Origin of the sequence: Allobaculum sp. Allo2, from assembly GCF_022701175.1 — a bacterium.
Lineage (GTDB): Bacteria > Bacillota_I > Bacilli_A > Erysipelotrichales > Erysipelotrichaceae > Allobaculum > Allobaculum fili.
The window spans coordinates 393,807-414,854 of the sequence record NZ_CP078088.1 but is presented as its reverse complement, the minus strand read 5'-3'; the positions used below and the strand labels follow the sequence as shown (position 1 = coordinate 414,854).

Below are 21,048 nucleotides of genomic sequence, written 5' to 3'. Positions count from 1 at the left end.
AAAATTGGAAATCAGCTCAGCTTGTCGGCTTCCTGCTTGAGGCGATACAAAATGTCGAGCGCTTCTTTGGCCGAGAGACTGTCGGGATCGATTTTCTGAATTTTTCGATCAGCGCCATGCGGTCCAGATCTTCCGGATCCATCACAAAGAGACTGGATGGAATATTGGAGGCCGGCGAATCGGCTTCAAATTCGTGGAGCAGATCGTCCGCCCGGTTGATGACAATTTTCGGCAGACCGGCCAGCTTCGCGACATGAATACCATAGGATTTGTCCGCTTTGCCCTCGACAATGCGGTACAGGAATTCGATTTTGCCTTTGTTTTCGCGCACGTCAACGTGGACATTGCGCAGATTATCGATCGTTTCTTCGAGTTCCGTCAGTTCGTGATAATGGGTGGAAAACAGCGTTTTCGCGCCGATGGCGCCGCTGAGATATTCCAGCATCGCCCGGGCAAGCGCCATGCCATCGTACGTGGCGGTACCGCGGCCGATTTCGTCAAACAGAATCAGCGAGTTTTTCGTGGCGTGGCGCAGTGCGTTATTGGCTTCCATCATTTCCGTCATGAACGTCGACTTGCCCTGAAGCAGGTCGTCGCTGGCGCCAATGCGGGTAAAGATGCGGTCAAAAACCGGCAGCTTGGCTTTTCTGGCCGGAACGAAACTTCCGATCTGCGCCATGATCACAATCAGCGCGTTCTGGCGCAGCCAGGTCGATTTACCGCCCATGTTCGGACCGGTAATCAGGCAGATGTCGCAGTTTTCATCCATAGTCCAGTTGTTGGAGACAAAGGAAGGCATGCGCTCATCGAGAATCGGATGACGGCCCTCGACGATTTCCACGCTGCGCGTCTGGGTAAATTCCGGACGTTCATAGCCTTGCATCGCCGCCAGATCAGCCAGCGAGACGAGAACATCGATCAGACTGAGCGCCTTGGACAGCTGATGCAGATCCGCCAGTCTGGATTTGATCGTTTCCAGCAGGCGGGAAAACAGTTCTTCTTCCAGAACGATTTTCCGCTCCTGCGCGTTCAGAATCTTATCTTCGAGCTGTTTCAGTTCATCAAAGGTAAAACGGGCACTGTTGGCCAGTGTCTGTTTCTGGGTATAGCCAAGATCCGGCGTAATCTGCGAAAGCTGGCTGTTTCGAACTTCGACATAATAGCCGAATACCCGGTTGTAGCCGATTTTCAGATTTTTAATGCCTGTCCGCTCGCGTTCTCTCGCTTCGAGTTCCATTAACGCCTCGTCACTGGACGTGACCAGACGGCGCACCTCATCGAGTTCGGCGTCGTAGCCGTCCGCAATATAGTTGCCGTCCTTGGTGGACAGAGGCGGTTCGGCCACAATGGCGTCCTTGATCTGCATGTAGAGATCCTGACAGTTGTCGACTTCCTGAATCATCGGAAAGCTGTCGAGGCACGAAGCCAGATCGAGAATCGGCGCCGCGTGTTCAAGCGAGGCACTCAGCTGCAAAACGTCTCGAGGCGAAGCGCTGCGATAGCTAATGCGCGCTGCCAGACGTTCGAGGTCGTAAATGGAGGAAAGATGATCCTGTAAAGACGCGCGGATCAGAAACTGATCGAGCAGCGTCTGTACGGCATCCTGACGGGCCGTAATTTCTCCGACCGAAAGGAGCGGGGCTTCAATCCATTCGCGCAGCAGGCGGCCGCCCTGCGCGCTTTTGTATGATCCATGAATTCCCATAAGGAAGTGGCTTTGGAAGAGGAAGAACTCGAACGGGTCAGTTCGAGATGCATGCGGGTTTCTGAATCGAGAATCATGCAGGCTTCCGGAAAGAGAGGGTCATCTTCATCAGATGGTCCGCGTGCTGCATGGACGTCGCCTGCAGGTAGCCGGTCAGCAGGGAGAGCGCCTGTTCGATCAGCTTGTCCGGATACGGAATCAGGCTTTCATCAAACGGTGTGAGCGGCGCCGGCGATCCGATGGAAAACGTCAGATCCTCATCGGCTTTCAGCGCGGCCTGCCACGTTTTATCGAGCTTTCGGGAGGCGACGACTTCCTTGACCTGCAGTTCATTGAGAAGGAGCGAACGGCGGTAATGGATTTTTCCATTTGCGTAAAGCGCAGCTCGCCTGTCGACAGTTCGCAAAGCAGAACGAGAATATGAAGGTGATCGGAAGCGAGAACCGCCAGATAGTTCAGAGAGCGCTTGGAGTTTTCTTCTTCGAGCAGCGTTCCCGGCGTCACAATCTGAATGATTCCACGTTCCACAAGGCCCTTGGCTTCTTTTGGATCTTCGAGCTGTTCGCAGATCGCGACTTTATAGCCCTTTTTACCAGACGGGTAATATAGGATTTTGCTGCGCGAAACGGCACGCCGCACATCGGTGCCTTTTCCGCGCCGGCGGAGCGTCCGGTTAAAACGAGATCCAGTTCCCGGGAAACCGTTTTGGCATCGTCAAAAACATTTCATAAAAATCGCCGAGACGATACATCAGGATCGCATCGGGATTTTCTTCTTTGAGCTGCAGGTAATGCTGCATCATGGGGGTATATTTTGATTTATCGATCTTATCCATATTCGTTATCTGTCTTCTCTGTTCCTTGCACTCGAATCATCGACGGCTTTCCTGTCGGTTCTGACCTGGCCGGATGGAAGGATCAGGTCCTTTTCTTTAAAGCGTTCGAGTATTTTTCCATGCGCGAAATGTTTCGCATTCATTTTTAGGTTTCGCGTTTTTGGTCTTTCGCATTATTATAGCAAACCGTACAAGTCCCCTGCAGGCTCCCACTTCCAGCCCGGTTTTGTCTCTTTTGGAGGGGCCATGCGATCGGTGCGGGTATGGTATACTGAATCACAACTTAAGGAAGGAGGAGATTTTTGAAACAGAATATTCAAATTGGAAAACGAACGTTTTCTCTGGATTTCGGCTTTATTTTCATCCTTCTCGTCCTGTTCTTTACGAGCTGCTTTGCACTGTATAACGCCTTCAACCTGATCCGGACCGGATCTGGCGAATCCTATTTGCGCCGGCAGATTCTGTGGTACACAGTCGGGTTTGCGACGATGTATCTGATCACCCGCATTACCAATAAAAGGTCATGGAATATTTGCCCATGGCTTACAAAATACTGCTTGGCATTCTGTTTTATCTGCTGGCTTCCAAGCTTCTGTTTCGCTTTACCTCGCATTCCCTGCCCTTTGCGAGTGCCGTCAACGGCGCCTATTCCTGGCTCCAGCTGCCGGGCATCGGTTCCTTTCAGGCTTCGGAGTTCATGAAAGTCGTTCTGATTCTGAAAACCTCGCAAATCATATCTTCCTTTCAGGCGGAACATCCAAATCCAACGGTGAAGGATGATATGAAAATGTTCATGGAAATTCTTCACTGGGCTCTGCTTCCGATGATTCTGATTCTTCTCGAACCGGATACCGGCGTCTTCATCATTATCGGCTTCACTCTGCTCGTTCTTCTGCTCTGCTCTGGCATTCGGAAAATGTACATCTGGATCGCGCTGGGCTTTGTAGCCGTTCTTCTTGGCGGCTTTTTCCTGCTTTATTTCTTTAATCCGGATTTCCTTTCCTCGGTCTTCTCTTCCTATCAGATTCGAAGAATTGACGCGTGGCTGTATCCGGAACGCAATATGCTGGGATCGAGCAACCAGCTATATACCGCCCTGCTCTCTTTAGGCTCCGCCGGTCTGACCGGGCATGGTCTGCAGGCTTCCATCATTTCGATTCCGGAAGCGCACACCGACTTTATTTTCGCAGCATTCGGCCAGTGCTTCGGCCTGGCGGGAACGACGTATATCCTGTTCGTCTGCATGTGGCTCGATCTGTACCTTTGCAAAATGGCCTACAATTCCAAAGTGCCGTTTAACCGGCTCGTCATGATTGGCGCGATTGCCATGCTGCTGTATCAGCAGATCCAGAATCTGGGCATGATCGTCGGCCTTGTTCCGATTACCGGCATTACCCTGCCGCTCATTTCCTACGGCGGATCGTCCACGCTTTCCTACTTCATTCTGTTTGGCGTCATTCTCAATATGTCGCCGCGATCGAAGAAGACCATTCGCTTCCGCCGCTATTCCTGGAAGACAATCAGCCAGAAAATTCAGAAAGGAACGCGCCGTTTTATCGACCAACTTCGTCAGCCGGATCCCGAACATCCGCACGCCGCTGAAAAAGATCGAAAGAACCGTAACGATTCCGATCGCCAACAGCGCCGTTACCGCGCGCATGAATCCGAAATTCGTGTCTGAACTTCTTCATCGGACTGTCCGAATGAACAATTGGAACGAACAGCCGGAATGAATAGCTGAAATGAAAAGCTGAAACAAGAAAAGAAAGACTGAGAATCTCAGCCGGTCTGCGAAAACCATTTGCAGATCAGAAGAGGTTTCTCAGTCTTTTTAAATACGAATAAGGACGAAGTCTGGCAAATCGGACGCTTTGCACAGAAAGCCGGATTTCTACCCAGTCGATATCGGTGAGTTTGGGCGTTTCGAAATAGTCGCAGCAAAGAATGGATTCTTCCAGCGACTTCCCTTTCAGCGTGACAACCCGGTTTTTATTCATGATGTAAGGAGAGACAAAGGAATGGTGATTGGCATGACTGACGGGCATGATCTGCGTAATTTCCAGAACATCCAGTCCGTTTTCTACAACCGCACCGCCAAGAGAGCGGTTGGCGCCGCTGCTTCCCGCCTGCGTCGATACGCAGATGCCGCAGCTGTTGGTCGTTTCAAAAAACTCTCCGTCGATCAGAACATCAAAGCGAACGGTACTTAAAAAGAGCCGATTCGAATTTCATTGAGCCCTCGAAAGATGCGCCCATCCGAAAGGCAGGCTTCGATCATCGGATACTTTTCAATGACAGAACCGTTTTGATCGAGTTCGCGCAGATCGGCAAGAAAACTGTCGATCTCATCTTTTGTGTAATCGGTAAAAAAGCCTAATGTACCGGTATGAATGGCGGTAAACAGAAGATGATCAAGCTGTTCCTTATACTTCTGAATCGCGCGCAGGATCGTTCCGTCTCCGCCGATGCAAATGCAAAGATCGGGATGGTCCGCGTCGAGAATCCAGTGGAGATCTTCCAGTATTATCTGTTCAAGATCCGCTTTAAGTTTTCTGGAATACCCGTCAAAACGGGAAAAAACAGTGAACTTCAATTCAATATCTCCTTGGGTTCTTTGATTGTATCATGGTGAAAGGAGGCTCCTTATGTCCGATCAAGAACGAGAACTGAAAGTGCTTTTAACAAAAGATAATTATGAAAAGCTTTGTACTCTGATTCCCTGCGATGAGCAGAGACTTCAGATCAATACGTATTACGACACACCCGATCAGGCGCTCAAGGCGCACGGATTTGCCTGCCGAATCCGTGAAACGCAAGGAAAATACAATCTGACGATCAAAAAACCGCTGGACTCCATTACGAAATATGAATATGAAAAGGAAGTCAGCGCGCCGACTGTCAGTGAGCTCGATCCGGAAGATCGCAGCTGGATGCTGGAAAAATCGGTCTGGGCGATATTGAGCTGCATCCCTTTGTAACTTTTGAAACCATTCGCCGGATTACCCAGCTGGAAAATGCAGAACTTTCTCTGGATGAAACCCATTTTCCAAAGCATACGGATTATGAAATTGAATATGAATACAGAAAAGACCATGATGGGATTTCCGTTTTCAATCAGATTCTTGAAAGAGCTGGTCTCCAGTATGAAAAAAACTGCATGAGCAAGCTCGCCCGTGCAGTTCAGGATTTATTTTAAAGAAAATTTATGTGTCAAACGATAGAAGAAGGATTTCGAATTGTATTCTTCTTCTTTTTTCTGTAGTCTTCTTTCGTCTTTTCGAGTTCTTCCTTCGATTTTCGAAGATCTTCCATTTCGGATTTCAGCTGCCGCTCGGCTTCTTCTGTTTTCGACTTCGTTTCCTGTAATTTCTGATTTTCAGATTCCAGATCCGAAATTTTTGTTTCATGTTCTTCAATCAGTTTTGCCTGATCATCGAGCATGGTCTTCTGTTCGGAAATCGTATCTTCGTTTGATTTCTGTTCGAGAAGGTAGGTCTGCCTCGCTTTATCCATTTCGAGCTTCAGCCGTTCCTGATAAAGCATTTCCAGATTGGCGATTGTTTTATCTTTTTCGTCCAGAATCGCATTCAGTTTTTCAATTTCCATACGGAGTTCCGATTCTACGGCCGAAACTTCGTGCTTTTCCTTTCGAAAATACGTGGAAAGGACTTCTACGCCGTCCGCTTTAATCGTAATTCGCCTGGTTTTGGATTTTTATACTTCCATCCAGCATCTGGATAGTTACGAACTAGTTTAGCGACGGCTTTATCCACTGTATTTCTCGATTTTCCGAAATGCGCGCAGATCTGAGCAATATCCATATCGTAATAGACGTCAATTGGGGAATGATCATCTGCCATGGGGTTCACCGCCTTTCCAGAGTTCGCAAAAACTTTTTCTTTACGATCTCTGGTTCAGATAGTGCAGAAGACCGTACGCATGGGCGATTATAGCACAATCATTTTGAAAACAAGAAGAAATATGAAATACGGATGAATTTCATATCCATGTCCATTTTACACGCTACAATGCGTATCGGAAATTGAAGAACTCTTCTAAAGTAAAAGAGATTGAATGAAAACAAACTCAATTTTCATCAACCAATTTATAGGAAATCCTATTGTGAAAAAATAAGATAGAGGAATGAGAATATGATAATCGTATCAAGACATATTCCAGGGAAAACTTGCACGACAGGAAAGTTTTTGTTTCGTATGAATATTCATAAATTCAAATTCTTTGGAAAAAAGTCCAAGCGAGTACACGGAATTGAAAACCTCCGTTTTCATATGAATGAGAAATATTGTTATTTTGGTCTCCGCTAAAATCCATAAAATTCATATTGAAATCAGATATCATCGTATTCCAATAATAGGAATTTCAGAAATAGATTTCATATGGGATGGGATCGATCTGATTTTTGGATAACTGTTCAGATATTTTGTGAAATATCAAAGAAGAAACAATTTGGAAAGAAATAGGATATTCAGATTTGCTCTTCCGTTCCTTTCTTTCTTTTTATGAATTTCCGATATTTGATTTCGCTCATTCCTACTTTCTATCCTATTCTCTTTTTCCAATTTCAGATTTTCATATTCTCTGGAAAATTTCTTTTCTCCCTCTGATCTGCCTTTTCATATTTCTGGAATTCTTTGATCTGCAAGAATTTCTGATATTCATAAATTCTGATTTTCTGTCTTTCATCTGCTTTTTTCATTTATATCCTTCTCATATGATTGCTCAGGTTTAATGAAATATGGCTTTTTTGCTTTATTTCCGATCGTATGATCATTCAGATTTGATACCAGCTGCATGGAATCCTTCATTTTCCTCTATTTCCCTGTTCCTATGAAAAAGCAGGGATTCACTCTGGTTAGTCCAGGTGATCCCCTGCTTTTCTTATCTTAGATATGAATTGACCAATTTCGCTGAAATTCCCGTTTCTTTTCCTTCTTCTAGAATATGAATTTCCCAAAACGTAAGTTTTATGAATAGGATTATTCCTATTTATGTAGGAATTCCATATGAATAATGTTTTTAATCGGATTTTCGTATAGGAATGATCAGATATCGTCCTTTTACGTCCATCAAAGGCTTTTGCGATCGTTTTTGCATCCGCATAGTCGAGTTTTCCGCCAAATGGAATGCCGGAGGCCAGTTTGGTGACCAGAACTCGATCTGAAAGCAGACGGCTCAAATAAAGCGAAGTCGTTTCTCCATCCTGCGTAGGATCAAGTGCGAGGATGACTTCTTCCGTTTCATCAGTGATCCGATCTTCCAGCGCATCAATATTCAGCTGATCGGGCAGAATTCCTTTCTGAATATTTATGGTTCCGTGTAAAACGTGGTACACGCCGTTGTATTCGTTAATACTTTCGATTGCGTACAGATCTTTCTCATTCTGAACGACGCAGATCTGGTGATGATTGCGATCTGAATTTTTACAGATTTCGCAGATTTCTCCTTCTGTAAGATTTCCGCAGATTTTGCAGTGCTTCAGATTGGCTGCATTCTTAAATGCCTGAATCATCTGTTCTTTCTGGTCTTCATCCCAGCCAAGAATCGCAAACGCCATTCTCTCGGCACTTTTCATACCAACACCGGGCAGTTTATGAAGTTCCAGAATCAGATTCTCAAAGCTGACTGGATACATAGTTCCTCCTTGTTCCTGTTTATCTGATTTTCGGATGATCGTAAGAAATCGGCTGGGAAACTGATTTTTAGCCGCGTTCTTCGATCGGTCTGTTATTTCTCGTCGATCGGATTTTCCGATACACCAGACTATTTGTTCTTTTCATTTCTGTTGCTGTTGCAGACGGATTCCTAACGGATCCCATCGGCTTGTCGTTTTGTTTTTTGTTACTAACAGAGCAGGGAACAGCGACCTGATTTTTCTCAGCTGCTGTGCCGGTTTTTCTCTCTGTTTTGATCCAAACGTTCCGCATTTATGATTTTCCGATCTGATTTCTTCTTTTCAAGGTCCAGAAAAGGCTGTGTTATGTCTTTTCAAAGCTTTTAGAAGAGCAGATCGGATCATAATCTGATTTTTACAGTGTGCTCAGACGCTCTATAAGGCGTTATGCGCCATTTGAGGCGATTTATGACCACTCAGCAGGGAATTAGTCATCCTGGACAACCAGGTCCGGGAAACGGGCCTTTAAAGATTCCTCAAGGGATTCTTCCGGTTCGGAACTGGCCAGGGAGACTTCGATTTTCGCCGGTTCTGGCAGCGTCTTCTCCTTGGATCGCTTAACGAATGTCTGCAGAAGAGTCACTCGATCGTTTTCTGCGAGCGAAAACAGCTTTTCGGATGGCCCAGCCACTGATTGGTAAATTCTTCAAAGCCATCTTCATTCTGAAGAGCATTGATATGATCTCGTTCCAGCATATGCGGTGCACTTACCAGCATGTACGTCTCGGCTGAGGCAACGATCTTAGAACCCTTCAGTGCGTTCGCAAATTTGCCCCAATCCACGTCTTCAAAGTATTTCGGAAGATCATTCATATGACCTTCATCTTCCGATCGGATCGTTTTCGAAGCGCCGACGAGCAGAGAAAGAAGAAAATCTTCCTCTAATCTGAATTCAGATTTCGGATTTTCTCTTTTCCCATTGTTTCACGTGAAACATCAGAATTCCAAAAAGCATGGCCAGGTCGGATTTCTTACTTACCTTAGGGCTTTTTGCAGGTTTCACCGGAGCAGGAATGGGATTTTCCGTTTTTTGTAAGATTTGGCCTGCAGCCATATGTGGCTGATCATGTGATTGACGATTGGATACTGCAGAAGCGGACTGTACGGAAAATGCGGATTTCAGCAGGGCCGTCTCAATGTAGTCGAGCATATTGGATGCATAGCCGAGCTTGTTATAGACGTTCATCAGCTCGTTAAGCATCTGAATTCGTTTCCAACTGGGAACTGGGGAAAGCGACTTCTTAATGACTTCTTTTTCGTTCCGAAAGAAGGGAAGTCCCGCTAGCCAGATCATAGATCAGGGAATCCTTGAGCAGACCGATCAGATCGGCTGTGAAACGCTTAAGATTAAAGCCGCGTGCTTCAATATCTTCCACGAAGGCAATCGTTTCTGAAGCCTGTTCCGGATTGAGCTGTTCAATGATCTTGCCGAGTTCTTCGGTCTGAACAACACCATAAATCTCGCGGACAGCTTCCAGTGTCAGATGATCAGGTTCATAGGCAACGCACTGGTCGAGAATCGACAGAGCGTCACGCATACCGCCGCTCGCCAGTTCGGAAATCAGTTCCAGAGCATCCTCATCCGCTTCAATCTGTTCGGATTTGCAGACATCCTGGAGTCGATGCAGGATATCTTTCTCGCTGACCTGGGAAAAATCATATCGCTGGCAGCGGGAGAGAATTGTAGCCAGAACCTTATTCGGTTCGGTTGTCGCAAAGATGAAAATCACATGTTCAGGCGGTTCTTCGATGGTTTTAAGCAGAGCGTTAAAAGCTGCTGCGGTCATCATATGAACCTCGTCAATAATGTAGACTTTGTATTTTCCTAAAAGCGGGGCATAGCCGACACGTTCAATCAGATCGCGGACATCATCAACGCCGTTGTTGGAGGCGGCATCAATTTCCACAATATCGGGATGGGAACCGTTCAGAGATTCCCGGCAGTTTTCGCATTCCATGCAGGGTTTGTGTTCTCCCGTACAGTTCAGCGTACGTGCGAAGATTTTCGCGATCGACGTTTTACCGGTTCCGCGCGGTCCGCAGAACAGATAGGCGTGAGCGATACGATCTTTCTCCACCGCGTTTTTCAGCGTCTGGACTATGTGTTTCTGGCCTACCACTTCGTCAAAAGAAGCCGGTCTGTATTTTCGATATAGAGCCTGATAGGACATTCAGATCACTCCTTTCCTTGACGATCGGCCATCGGCCATTGATCGGACTGTGATTTGGGATTTTCAGATTTCGTATGCATATCCATTTCTGCCTTGAGATCCGGATCGGATTTTAAAATCGGATCGATCCGTTTTCTGTCCTCGGCAGAATTCAGGACAGGCAAATAAACAAAGATGGAAGAGTCTCCATCCAGGACGTTCTCTGACCTACTTTCATCTCTTCGAACGTCTGGCTCAGAAGGCAGTGCATTTTGTCTGGCCAGAGCCTTCAGTTTCTTCTTTTCCTCTCTTCGTCTGCGAAAGAAATTCTTGAGGATCGTCGAACATTCTTCTTCCAGAATACCCCGGTCCATTCGGGATGGTGATTCCACTGAGGGACTTCAAAGAGGAAACGACCGAATCCACGGCGCCGGCTTTCGGATCTTTCGCACCGTAATATACGTGAGCGATTCTGGACTGAATGATGGCCCCGGAACACATCACGCACGGCTCGAGGGTGACATACAGCGAACAGTTTTCCAGCCGCCAGGAATGAAGCTTTCGACACGCAGAGGCAATCGCCATGAGTTCGGCGTGTTCGGTCACACTCTGTCTTTTCTCACGTCGATTGTATCCGCGGCCAATGATCGTACCGTTCTCATCGACGACGATGGCTCCGACAGGTACTTCATTTTCCGTTTCCGCTTTACGGGCAAGCCGTAAAGCTTTTTTCATCATCTTTTCTTCTGGGCTCAATCTGTTCATGTGTTCATGATACCAAAAGGACTCCATGCCAAAGGAATGACTTTCCCAAAGAGGGGCAGACAAAAAGGCAGACCCCAATGAAACTGGGATCCGCCAAACGAACACAAAAAACTACTGCACATAACAGAGCCAGCACGGTGCTGCTTCGTTCCCGACCTGACACGGTTAGCAGGATGCTATTGCAGTAGCTCAATAAGAATAGCAAATTCAAAGGCGATTTGGCAACTGAATTGTTTATCAATCTCCTAGGACCAGACGCTGGCTGGGCGTGACGATCTGCCGGATGCCGCCAGGTTTTAAGGACAGCCCTTTGGCTTCCGGGCGGCAAGTTTGATCCTCTGAAAATACGTTTGAAATTCCTTTCTTTGTTTGAAGCGGGAGTAAGCCTGACGCGATCGGAAATTCAGATTTCACGTGAAATTCGTCTGGGGGCTTTCCGGATCTGAGGATTATCTCGAATCCTTCCAAAAGGAAATACCGGCAATCCAGCGGTAGAGAATAAACAATTCCGATCAAAGGAATCCGTGATTCACCGCACATACGAGACAATAGAAATAGACAATTTCAATGACGACAACCGATTGACCGCAAATGGGCAAGCCGAATGAAGGCAGCGGGAAATCCGGTCACCGTCATTTTCTGGCAATCTGAATTTCTGATCGAAGAAGGCGGCAAACGCAGATCCCCAAGCCGTAAGAGACAATCCAGTCCGAACGCGGATCTGAGCGCACCCATTTCGACACGAAGGAAAAGAAGAAAAAGAAACTGAAGAAAGGGAACACCCATGGTAAACAAACTGAAGCATGTCCTGCTGATCGCAGCCGCCGCGCTCGTTCTGGGCGCCTGCTCGAATCTGATCAGCGTGATTCATCTGAACGTGGAAGACGGACAGAATATGATCACCGGTCAGACGGTTCTGATCGATTACCAGACGGAACCGATCCAGACCCGGATCGATCCGAACGCCGTCCAGATCTCCGGCGGAGAATCCTGGATCGAAGATGGAAAACTGAAATTCCAGGCAATGAAACCGGGAACGTATACGATCTCTGTTACGCAAAACGGAGTCACCTCCAATACCGTCACGGTCGACATCAAGGCATCTCCACTGGCTGATGCGTCTTCGTCTCACGACGATTCCAAAGACTCGTCCGCGCAGGATCAATCGTCGGAAAACTCGTCTTCTTCATCCGAAGACGATCCGCTTGCGGATGCTAAAGCCACCGTTCAGGACCATATTATTTCGGTGGATCAGGCGTGGGAAGACGCAGATTCTCTGGCAGGATCGGGCAAGCTCATCACCGTCGACGGCAAGCTTCCGCAGTCGACCATTCAGGATAAAGCGGGAAATAATGTCGTCGTGTTGTGGAATTCCGACATCAGCAAATACATCATTCTGGAAGGCTTCCCGATTCCTTTTGGCAACTGCGACGCCAATGTAACCGGACGGCTGCGTCGAAATGATAACGGTGAACTGGTGATGGATATGACGTACGTCGAAGCGACGAACATGGAGCCCTCTGCCACTCCAGCCCAGTAAAATGGAGCTCGAAAATACGCATCTTCATTCTTGCTGTGCTCCGTATGGGGTACGGCTTTTCTTTTGAACCGGCACCTGAAAATGAAAAAAATCCTTCTTTCGAAGGATTTCAAATTTATTTCTTTTGTTTGGAACGAGTACTTTCTTGCCACCCATGTAAGGCTGCAGAGCCTCTGGAATGAGGACAGTTCCGTCTTCCTGCAGATTGTTTTCCAGGAAGGCGATCAGCATACGCGGAGGCGCTACGCAAGTGTTGTTCAGCGTATGGGCGAAGTACTTCTTGCCGTTTTCGTCTTTGACACGGATTTTCAGTCGACGAGCCTGCGCATCAGTGAGGTTGGAGCAGGAGCCGACTTCGAAGTATTTCTTCTGGCGCGGAGACCAGGCTTCAACGTCTACGGATTTGCATTTCAGATCCGCGAGGTCGCCGGAGCAGCATTCAAGCGTACGTACGGGAATGTCGAGCGTACGGAAGAAATCTACGGTGTTCATGTACAGGCGAACGAACCAGTCAGCCGATTCTTCCGGTTTGCAGACGATGATCATTTCCTGTTTTTCGAACTGGTGAATACGGTATACGCCGCGCTCTTCAATACCGTGCGCGCCTTTTTCCTTACGGAAGCAAGGGAGTAGGAAGTGAGCGTATAAGGCAGTTCTTTCTCGTCGATGATCTGGTCGATGAAGCGGCCGATCATGGAGTGTTCGGAAGTTCCGATCAGATACAGATCTTCGCCTTCAATCTTGTACATCATACCGTCCATTTCAGCAAAGGACATAACGCCGGTTACGACGTTGGAACGAATCATGTAAGGCGGGATGACATACGTAAATCCGCGGTCGATCATGAAGTCGCGGGCATAAGAGAGGATAGCGGAATGGAGTCTGGCAATATCGCCAACCAGATAATAGAAACCGTTGCCAGCTACACGGCGTGCAGCATCGAGGTCAATTCCCCAAAAGATTCCATGATGTCGGTATGGTAGGGGATTTCGTAATCCGGTACAACCGGTTCACCGAAGCGTTCGAGTTCAACGTTTTCACTGTCGTCCTTACCAATTGGGACAGTGGGATCAATCATATTTGGAATCTGCATCATGGCGTCGGTAACGGCCTGGCGCAGTTCTTCTTCTTTTGGACAGTTCTTCAATCTGATCGCCAAGTGCTGCCGTTTCGAGTTTTGCAGCTTCGGCTTCTTCTTTCTTGCCCTGTCCCATCAGCATGCCGATCTTCTTCGAATTGCTTTTGCGCTTCGAGCGAAGTTCGTCAGCCTGCTGCTGCGTCCGACGCAATGCTGCGTCGTTGCAGATCACTTCATCTACAAGATGCAGTTTATGATGCTGAAATTTCTTTTCCATGTTCTCTTTAACGAGATCCGGGTTTTCACGGACAAATTTCAAGTCAAGCATTCAGGATTCTCCTTTTCATATCTTCATTACGATATCACGCCAAAATATCTCATTCAAACATCCCTCTTTTTCCACAGGCTCTAAACATCAAATCCGCGAAAAAGACAGCGGAAACAAACCAGAGCGGGCCGTAGAAATCCTAAGACAAAGGGAAATCCAAACGGAAAAAATCCGCAGGACTGCCTGGGCTGTTTTGCAAAGTCTGTATGGTTTCGTCCCGAAAAATACAGTCCAGATTCAGGCGATATAATCGTGCAGAATCGCTAGATCCAGCCGTTCAAAAACAGGACATCTTTTCCAAGAACAGCACTTAGAAAAGAGTCTCTAAAACATCTTTCGACTCGGGTGTCATCCGATCGGTCTGATCCCCGACGGGTATCCTCGCCTTCGTTCGAACAGAAAACCGCCAGCTGTTTGCACGGAGGAAAAGGGGATGAAGCGATCGGTCCGATTCAGAATCCAGCAGCTGCTCCAGAACCGCCAGATCATTCAGCCCGGATTTCCTGACAGGAATGAACAGACGAATGAAGACAGACAGAACAGGCAGAGAGGAAAGCTCCAAATACGACAAAGGCAAACACAAAGTCAGGAAAGAAGCTTGCCCAAACAAACCGAATTGCAGATTTTTCCCTGCTGGATCCGATTTCTGTCCTTCCTATGGCTGGTCAGAGATCGAACAGTCCAGCCTCCTTCCAAAGACGGATATGGGCTCAAAATAGCCATTAAGTTTCAGTACGGCGAATGTTATAGGCTGTTTAGATCGGAATTCCGATATTTTGATCGGAATCGCATACGAATTTTCCGATATTGGATCGAGGATCAGCTTTTTAGAAATCGGAATACGATTTTCTATTCCTATCGTCTTTTCTTATTCCTATAGGATAGGTAAAGGAAATCTTCGCTGCTTCTGATTAAGAGACCCAGATCTTCCAGACACCGATTTTGAAAAAGGGAAAATCAGACGCTTCTCCTCTCCCATTTCTGAAGCAGGAAACTTTTCCGATTTTCCCAGTCTCTTCTGGAGCTGAGCGATCCAAATTGGGGAATCCTTTTCGTATTAATGCGATCTGCTTACCGGATTTAGAGGAAAACTGGATCGAAAAACGGACAGCCATCTAATGAAAAAACGATCCATGCCTTTTCGCTGGCAGAAAAAATCCGATATCCTGCGCCCTCAAAAGACTGGATATCGGATTTCATTTTCTTCATTCAGGAATTCAGATCCATCTGCCTATTTCTGAAAATCAGATTTCAGAAGCGGGATCAGACCGTTTCTGGTTCCTTGCCTGCTGCGTCTTCTGATGCCGATTCCGATTCGTTTTCTGGAAGCGGGCTTCCGTCTTCCGTGGTCTTGTAATCGAAATCGCCGACCGGCTGATTCAGCTCATCCAGAACGTAGTTGTTCTCGTTGTCATCCTCTTCTTCCTGGTGCCCGGTGAAGGTCATGCGGTTAACCTTATCGTTTTCCGAAAGACGGATGATATGAACGCCCTTGGTGTTGCGTCCCTGAATTTTGATGTTGTGCAGATGAACACGAATCATCTGGCCGTAGTCTGTTACGATCATCGCATCTTCGTTTCCGTTAACGGCCTTGAAGGCGATGACGTTGCCCGTAGCCGGGCTGATAGAAAGCGTCTTAACTCCTTTTGTACCGCGGTTGGTCAGTCGGTATTCATCCACCGGTGAACGCTTGCCGAATCCGTTTTCGGAAAGGACAAGAATCGTATCGCCTTCGCTGGCGAGCGTAGCGCCAATGACATGACCGCCTTCGAGATTGATGCCTCGAACGCCGGCGGCTGTACGTCCCATCAGACGAACGGTTTCTTCAGGGAAGCGAACCGCGTAGCCGGTATCGCCGGCGATCAGAATTTCATCATCGCCATGGGTCGGCAGGATGTAGGCAAGGAGTCGCCCTCGTTGAGGGTGATCGCAATTTTACCGGTACGGTTGATGTTCTTGAATTCGGCTACCGGAGTCCGCTTAACGATACCCTGGCGGGTGACGAACAGAAGGTTCTTCGCGGTGTGTTCCTGATCATACGGCAGGATCGCCTGAACCTGTTCGCCGTCCTGAAGCTGGATGAAGTTTACGATCGGCGTGCCCTTGGCGGTTCTCGAACTCATCGGGAACTGGAAGCCGCGCATACGGTAAACGCGTCCGGCGTTGGTGAAGAACAGAACGTAGTCATGGTTGGACATGGTCGCCATGAAATCGATCGTGTCTTCGTCGTTGAGCGAAATCGAGCGGATACCCTTACCGCCGCGCAGCTGGGTATGGTAGTTCGAAATGGCGGTTGCCTTGATGTAGCCGGAATGGGTCAGCGTCATCAGGATGTCTTCCTGCGGAATCAGATCTTCGTCGATCACATCAAAGCTGCCTTCGAGAATTTCCGTGCGGCGTTCATCGCCGTACTTGGCTTCGATATCGTCGAGGTTGCTGCGAATGATATCGAGAACGCGGGAGTGGTTGGCCAGGATATCCTTGAAGTCCGCGATTGCGGCCAGCAGCTGTTCGTATTCGTTTTCAATCTTCTCGCGTTCCAGTCCGGACAGACGGCGAATCTGCATGGCGAGGATCGCCTTGGACTGCAGATCGTCCAGACCGAACTGCGCGTTCATATCTTCAATCAGACCGGCTTCTTCCTTGTGGGAGGAACGGATCAGGTTGATCAGTTCATCGAGATGGTCGAGCGCAATACGCAGACCTTCGACAATGTGCGAGACGCTCCTGCGCTTTCTTCAGGTCGAAACGGGTCCGACGGACGATGACATCCGTCTGATGCTTGACGTAGTCAATGATCATCTCGCGGATCGTCAGCTGTTTTGGTCTTCCGTTTTCAAGCGCCAGCATGTTGATGCCAAACGTAGACTGCAATGGCGTTTCTCGGAACATCTGGTTGATGACAACATCTTCCTGAACGTCCTTTTTCAGATCCATGACGATACGGATACCTTCACGGTTGGATTCATCGTTCAGATAGGTAACGCCCTGGACTTTCTTTTCGCGGATGACCTGCGCCATCTTCTCGTACAGCTTCATCTTGTTGATGCCGTATGGAATTTCGTAGTAGATGACACGCTTCTTGCCGTTGGGCAGATCTTCGATGCGGTACTTCGAACGGATCGTGATCGAGCCGCGTCCGGTTTCATACGCTTCGCGAATGCCTTTGCGGCCAAGAATGATGCCGCCGGTCGGGAAGTCCGGTCCGGGCAGATATTCCATCAGTTCCGGTACGGAAATTTCCGGATCGTCCATGACCGCCTTAATGGCGCGGACGACTTCGGTGAGGTTGTGCGTCGGAATGTTGGTGGCCATGCCGACCGCAATACCGACTGCACCGTTGAGCAGCAGGTTCGGAATGCGGGACGGCAGAACCGTCGGTTCTTTACCGTCGCCGTCATACGTTTCAATGAAGTCGACGGTTTCCTTGTTCAGATCCGCAACCATTTCAGTTGAAATCTTGGACATGCGGGCTTCGGTGTATCGCATAGCCGCAGCGCCGTCGCCGTCCAGGGAACCGAAGTTTCCGTGACCGTCAACGAGCGGGTAGCGATAAGAGAGTCCTGCGCCATGCGGACCATGGCGTCATAAACGGCGGTATCGCCGTGCGGGTGGTATTTACCAATAACATCACCGACGATACGGGCACTTTTCTTGTGGGCGCTGCCCGGGGTAATGCCCAGGGTTGCCAGCGCATAGAGAATCCGGCGGTGAACCGGCTTCATGCCGTCGCGTACATCCGGCAAAGCGCGCTGTACGATAACCGACATGGAGTAGTCCAGAAACGAATCTTTCATCTCTTTCGAGATTTCAATATCTTCAATCGCGTCCCTGGCTTTCTGGCTTTCCTCATCAGAAAAGGAATCGTCCAGAATATCTTCTTCGGGAGTTTTATTTGCGTTATCTTCCATAAATGGATATTTCCTTTATTTCCTTTCTAGAGATCCAGAGTCGCGTATTCCGCATTGTTCTGAATAAATTCTTTACGGGGTTCGACGTCTTCGCCCATGAGCATGGCAAAGGTATCGTCCGCCATCATCGCGTCTTCAATCGTGACACGCTTGAGGATACGGCGTTCCGGGTCCATAGTCGTTTCCCAGAGCTGTTCGGCATCCATTTCACCAAGACCCTTATAGCGCTGTACTTTGTAGCCGTCCTTGTACTCGGCACGCAGAGCATCCATTTCCTGTTCCTTGTAGGCGTAGTCCATGCGCTTGCCTTTCTGAATCTTGTACAGAGGCGGCTGGGCAAGATAGACGTAGCCGTGTTCAATAACTGGCTTCATGAAGCGGTAGAGGAACGTCAGCATGAGGGTGGCGATGTGCGAACCGTCGACATCGGCATCGGTCATGATGATGATCTTGTGATAGCGAAGCTTGGAGAGGTCCGTATTTTCCTTAAATCCGCATCCGAACGCCGTGATCATCGAGTTGATTTCCGCGTTGGCGAAAATCCGGTTTTCTCTGGCTTTTTCCACGTTGAGGATTTTTCCGCGCAGCGGCAGGATGGCCTGGGTACGGGCATTTCGGCCCATCTTGGCCGAGCCGCCGGCAGAGTTACCTTCGACGATAAAGATTTCGCATTCACTCGCATCGCGGCTCGAGCAGTCCATCAGCTTTCCAGGAAGGGAAGTGATGCCGTCGAGTCCCGATTTGCGCTGTACGGCTTCACGGGCCTTGGCTGCCGCAATGCGCGCGCGGCCGGCTGTGAGACCTTTTTCAACGATCGCCTTGGCTTCGGTCGGGTTTTCCATCAGGAAGCGGTAAAGAGCGTCGCCGAAAATGCTGGAAACGATTTTGCGGACTTCGCTGTTTCCGAGCTTCGTCTTCGTCTGTCCTTCGAACTGCGGGTCCGGATGCTTGATCGAAATGATCGCTGCCAGACCTTCCTTGACATCGTCCTGCGTGAGGGATTCGTCTTTTTCAGAAGGTTGTTTTCCCGCCCGTACTTGTTCAGAACACGGGTCAGGGCCAGACGGAAGCCGTCTTCATGGAAGCCGCCTTCAGGGGTATTGATGTTGTTGACGAAGGAGTAAATCTGGTTCTGGTAATCCCGGTTGTACTGCACCGCGACTTCGACCAGAATGTGGTCCTGTCCGCCCTCGGCGTAAATTACCTTGTCGGAGATGACTTCCTTGCCTTTGTTCAGATGGCGGACATATTCGATAATGCCGCCTTCGTACTGATACTCCTTGCAGACAGGATGTTCGCCGCGCTCGTCGCAGAGAGTCATTTTCAGATCCTTGTTCAGATAGGCGAGCTGACGAATACGGGAATCGAGCACATCGAAATTGAACTCAGTCGTTTCGGTAAAGATTTTCGGATCCGGTTTGAAGCGTACGGTCGTACCGGTACGCTCGGTCGTTCCGATCTGCTTGAGCGGCGCAACGGTATGGCCGCCGTTTTCAAAGCGGATGTAGTAGCGTTTGCCGTCCTGGTCAACGGTGACTTCGAGCCACTCGGAAAGGGCGTTTACAACGGAAGCACCGACACCGTGCAGACCGCCGGAAACTTTATAGGCGCCGCCGCCGAATTTTCCGCCGGCGTGCAGTACGGTCATAATGGTTTCTACCGCACTGATTTTTGTTTTCTGGTGAATGCCTACCGGCATGCCTCGTCCGTTATCCCGAACGAGAATGGAATTGTCTTTTTCAATGACAACATCAATCTGGCTGGCGTAGCCGGCCAGGGATTCGTCAATGCCGTTATCGACAATTTCCCAGACGAGATGATGAAGACCTCGCGAAGACGTTGAGCCGATATACATGCCAGGACGCAGACGAACCGCTTCCAGACCTTCCAGAACCTGGATATCGTTGGCGGTATAGGCATGATCGACATGAATTGCTTCATCTTCAAGCTTGTCGAACTCAAGAACAGAAGCCTCGAGCGACTTGTTTTCAGTTTCAGACATCAAATATTCCCTCCTTCATCTTGCCGTGATCAACTGTATAAAACTTGACCGGCCGCTTGAACCAGCCTGGGGAGACGGGTTCGGCCGTGGTAATAAAAATCTGAATTTCTTCCGGAAAAGAGGCGATGAGCCCCTGCCGGCGAGATTCGTCGAGCTCCGAAAATACATCATCGAGAAGCAGGACGGGGTTCTGTCCGGTCTTTTCCCGGATCACCTGACAAAGTCCGATTTTCAGCGCCAGCATGACCGATCGTTTCTGGCCCTGGCTGGCGGTCTGCGTAATCAGCTTTCCGTTAAGATAAAATTCAAGATCATCCTTGTGGATGCCCGCGGACGTTGTTTTCATGCGGCGATCCCGCTCAAGCGTCGAGTCATAAATCTGCCTGAGCTGTTCGCGGATATCCTGATCGGGATCCACACAGGTTTTGTAGCGAATGCTGAGCTGTTCCTTCCCCTGCGAAAAACGAGGAAAGATTTCAGAGGCTTTCTGTTCCAGAAGCGTGATAAAGGCGCGCCGCTGCACAATGAGCACGGCCTGCGCCTCAATCATCTGGGCTGTCACGGTCGACAGCAGAATTTCATCGGGTTTCCACGATTTAAGAATCGCGGAACGTTCCTTGAGCAGTTTCTGAAACTGGGAAAGAAGCGACGTGTAGGAACGGGAAAGCTTCACCAGTTCCATATCGATCATTTTCTTCTTTCCTTTGGCGAATCTGAAAAAGGGTCAGATCGTCCGGTGAAAAGAGAACCGCATTGAGAATGCCGACAAACTCCGAAAAAGAGCGGACCGGCTTGTCATTGCGGTACAGAAATTTTTCCCCTGTGAAAACACCGTTTTCAGCTTTTCGAGGCGGCCTTTGTTTTCGATGGTTCCTTCGAGCACAAATGAATCCTGGCTGTGCCGGATTAAGGACGGTGTCTTTGATGTTCGCCACGAGCGCAGGTGGCTTAAAAAGTAAATGGATTCGAGAAGATTGGTTTTCCCTGCGCGTTTTTCCCCAAAAGATATGAATCGTATCCGGATCAAAAGAAAAGAAGCCGT

Annotated in this window: 17 protein-coding genes, 1 other RNA gene and 4 pseudogenes; 4 read left to right on the top strand and 18 right to left on the bottom strand. The window is 48.6% G+C overall.

The annotated features are described in order from the left end of the window. Positions 1-16: 16 nt before the first annotated feature. The 3 genes and pseudogenes from mutS to KWG61_RS02555 all read right to left on the bottom strand — a co-directional run. Positions 17-1,705: a DNA mismatch repair protein MutS gene (gene mutS, locus KWG61_RS02565; protein WP_242744838.1), complete on the bottom strand. Its 1,689-nt coding sequence runs from the start codon at positions 1,703-1,705 to the stop codon at positions 17-19. A 73-nt stretch (positions 1,706-1,778) separates the two neighbouring features. Beyond that, positions 1,779-2,111, bottom strand: coding sequence for a hypothetical protein (locus KWG61_RS02560; protein WP_242745759.1), 333 nt, complete (start codon positions 2,109-2,111; stop codon positions 1,779-1,781). A 128-nt stretch (positions 2,112-2,239) separates the two neighbouring features. Then, positions 2,240-2,456, bottom strand: a pseudogene (locus tag KWG61_RS02555) (hypothetical protein); the annotation flags it as partial. A 622-nt stretch (positions 2,457-3,078) separates the two neighbouring features. On the opposite strand from KWG61_RS02555, the gene KWG61_RS02550 reads away from it, so the two are divergent. Continuing rightward, entirely contained in the window at positions 3,079-4,221 is a 1,143-nt protein-coding gene (locus KWG61_RS02550; protein ID WP_242744837.1) for an FtsW/RodA/SpoVE family cell cycle protein, read from the top strand. Between the two features lie 127 nt (positions 4,222-4,348). Here the strand turns inward: KWG61_RS02550 and KWG61_RS02545 are convergent, their stop codons facing one another. Continuing rightward, positions 4,349-4,684, bottom strand: coding sequence for a hypothetical protein (locus KWG61_RS02545; protein ID WP_242745514.1), 336 nt, complete (start codon positions 4,682-4,684; stop codon positions 4,349-4,351). A 62-nt stretch (positions 4,685-4,746) separates the two neighbouring features. Next, on the bottom strand, positions 4,747-5,133 hold the full coding sequence (locus tag KWG61_RS02540; RefSeq protein WP_242744836.1) for an NAD(+)/NADH kinase: 387 nt from the start codon (positions 5,131-5,133) through the stop codon (positions 4,747-4,749). Positions 5,134-5,185: 52 nt separating this feature from the next. Between KWG61_RS02540 and KWG61_RS02535 the strand changes: the two genes are divergently transcribed. Both KWG61_RS02535 and KWG61_RS16940 read left to right on the top strand, forming a co-directional pair. Further along, the gene (locus tag KWG61_RS02535; protein ID WP_242744835.1) at positions 5,186-5,518 is read left to right on the top strand and encodes a CYTH domain-containing protein; all 333 of its coding nucleotides are present in this window, start codon (positions 5,186-5,188) and stop codon (positions 5,516-5,518) included. Beyond that, positions 5,467-5,736 carry a CYTH domain-containing protein gene (locus KWG61_RS16940; protein ID WP_367614315.1) on the top strand — a complete coding sequence of 90 codons (270 nt, stop codon included), beginning with the start codon at positions 5,467-5,469 and terminating at the stop codon, positions 5,734-5,736. The genes KWG61_RS02535 and KWG61_RS16940 overlap by 52 nt, the downstream gene beginning before the upstream one ends. Positions 5,737-5,750: 14 nt before the next feature. Here the strand turns inward: KWG61_RS16940 and KWG61_RS02530 are convergent, their stop codons facing one another. The 9 genes from KWG61_RS02530 to ffs all read right to left on the bottom strand — a co-directional run bounded on the left by KWG61_RS02530 (position 5,751) and on the right by ffs (position 11,343). Further along, positions 5,751-6,146 carry a hypothetical protein gene (locus KWG61_RS02530; RefSeq protein ID WP_242744834.1) on the bottom strand — a complete coding sequence of 132 codons (396 nt, stop codon included), beginning with the start codon at positions 6,144-6,146 and terminating at the stop codon, positions 5,751-5,753. Between the two features lie 65 nt (positions 6,147-6,211). Further along, complete coding sequence (locus KWG61_RS02525; protein ID WP_242744833.1) at positions 6,212-6,400, bottom strand: hypothetical protein; 189 nt, start codon at positions 6,398-6,400, stop codon at positions 6,212-6,214. Positions 6,401-7,413: 1,013 nt separating this feature from the next. Continuing rightward, positions 7,414-8,193: a recombination mediator RecR gene (gene recR / locus KWG61_RS02520; protein WP_242744832.1), complete on the bottom strand. Its 780-nt coding sequence runs from the start codon at positions 8,191-8,193 to the stop codon at positions 7,414-7,416. A 466-nt stretch (positions 8,194-8,659) separates the two neighbouring features. Then, positions 8,660-8,815: a hypothetical protein gene (locus tag KWG61_RS02515; protein ID WP_242744831.1), complete on the bottom strand. Its 156-nt coding sequence runs from the start codon at positions 8,813-8,815 to the stop codon at positions 8,660-8,662. Beyond that, a complete protein-coding gene (locus tag KWG61_RS02510; protein ID WP_242744830.1) occupies positions 8,812-9,045 on the bottom strand; it encodes a hypothetical protein in 234 nt (77 codons plus the stop codon). The genes KWG61_RS02515 and KWG61_RS02510 overlap by 4 nt, the downstream gene beginning before the upstream one ends. Before the next feature lie 79 nt (positions 9,046-9,124). After that, positions 9,125-9,433, bottom strand: a complete 309-nt coding sequence (locus KWG61_RS02505) for a hypothetical protein (protein WP_242744829.1) — start codon at positions 9,431-9,433, stop codon at positions 9,125-9,127. A 40-nt stretch (positions 9,434-9,473) separates the two neighbouring features. Then, a complete protein-coding gene (gene dnaX / locus KWG61_RS02500) occupies positions 9,474-10,403 on the bottom strand; it encodes a DNA polymerase III subunit gamma/tau (protein WP_242744828.1) in 930 nt (309 codons plus the stop codon). 234 nt (positions 10,404-10,637) lie between these two features. Next, a complete protein-coding gene (locus KWG61_RS02495; protein WP_367614240.1) occupies positions 10,638-11,120 on the bottom strand; it encodes a nucleoside deaminase in 483 nt (160 codons plus the stop codon). Positions 11,121-11,245: 125 nt separating this feature from the next. After that, positions 11,246-11,343: signal recognition particle sRNA small type (gene ffs, locus KWG61_RS02490), an RNA gene on the bottom strand. Between the two features lie 588 nt (positions 11,344-11,931). On the opposite strand from ffs, the gene KWG61_RS02485 reads away from it, so the two are divergent. Then, complete coding sequence (locus KWG61_RS02485; protein ID WP_230266960.1) at positions 11,932-12,687, top strand: hypothetical protein; 756 nt, start codon at positions 11,932-11,934, stop codon at positions 12,685-12,687. 129 nt (positions 12,688-12,816) lie between these two features. Here KWG61_RS02485 and serS read toward each other — a convergent pair. The 4 genes and pseudogenes from serS to KWG61_RS02465 all read right to left on the bottom strand — a co-directional run. Further along, positions 12,817-14,093: pseudogene (gene serS / locus KWG61_RS02480) on the bottom strand (serine--tRNA ligase); the annotation flags it as partial. A gap of 1,263 nt (positions 14,094-15,356) precedes the next feature. Continuing rightward, positions 15,357-17,890, bottom strand: a pseudogene (gene gyrA, locus KWG61_RS02475) (DNA gyrase subunit A). A 140-nt stretch (positions 17,891-18,030) separates the two neighbouring features. Further along, positions 18,031-20,006: pseudogene (gene gyrB, locus KWG61_RS02470) on the bottom strand (DNA topoisomerase (ATP-hydrolyzing) subunit B). Then, a complete protein-coding gene (locus KWG61_RS02465) occupies positions 19,999-20,697 on the bottom strand; it encodes a DNA replication/repair protein RecF (protein WP_242744827.1) in 699 nt (232 codons plus the stop codon). Before KWG61_RS02465 ends, gyrB begins: the two are co-directional and overlap by 8 nt. Between the last annotated feature and the right edge of the window lie 351 nt (positions 20,698-21,048).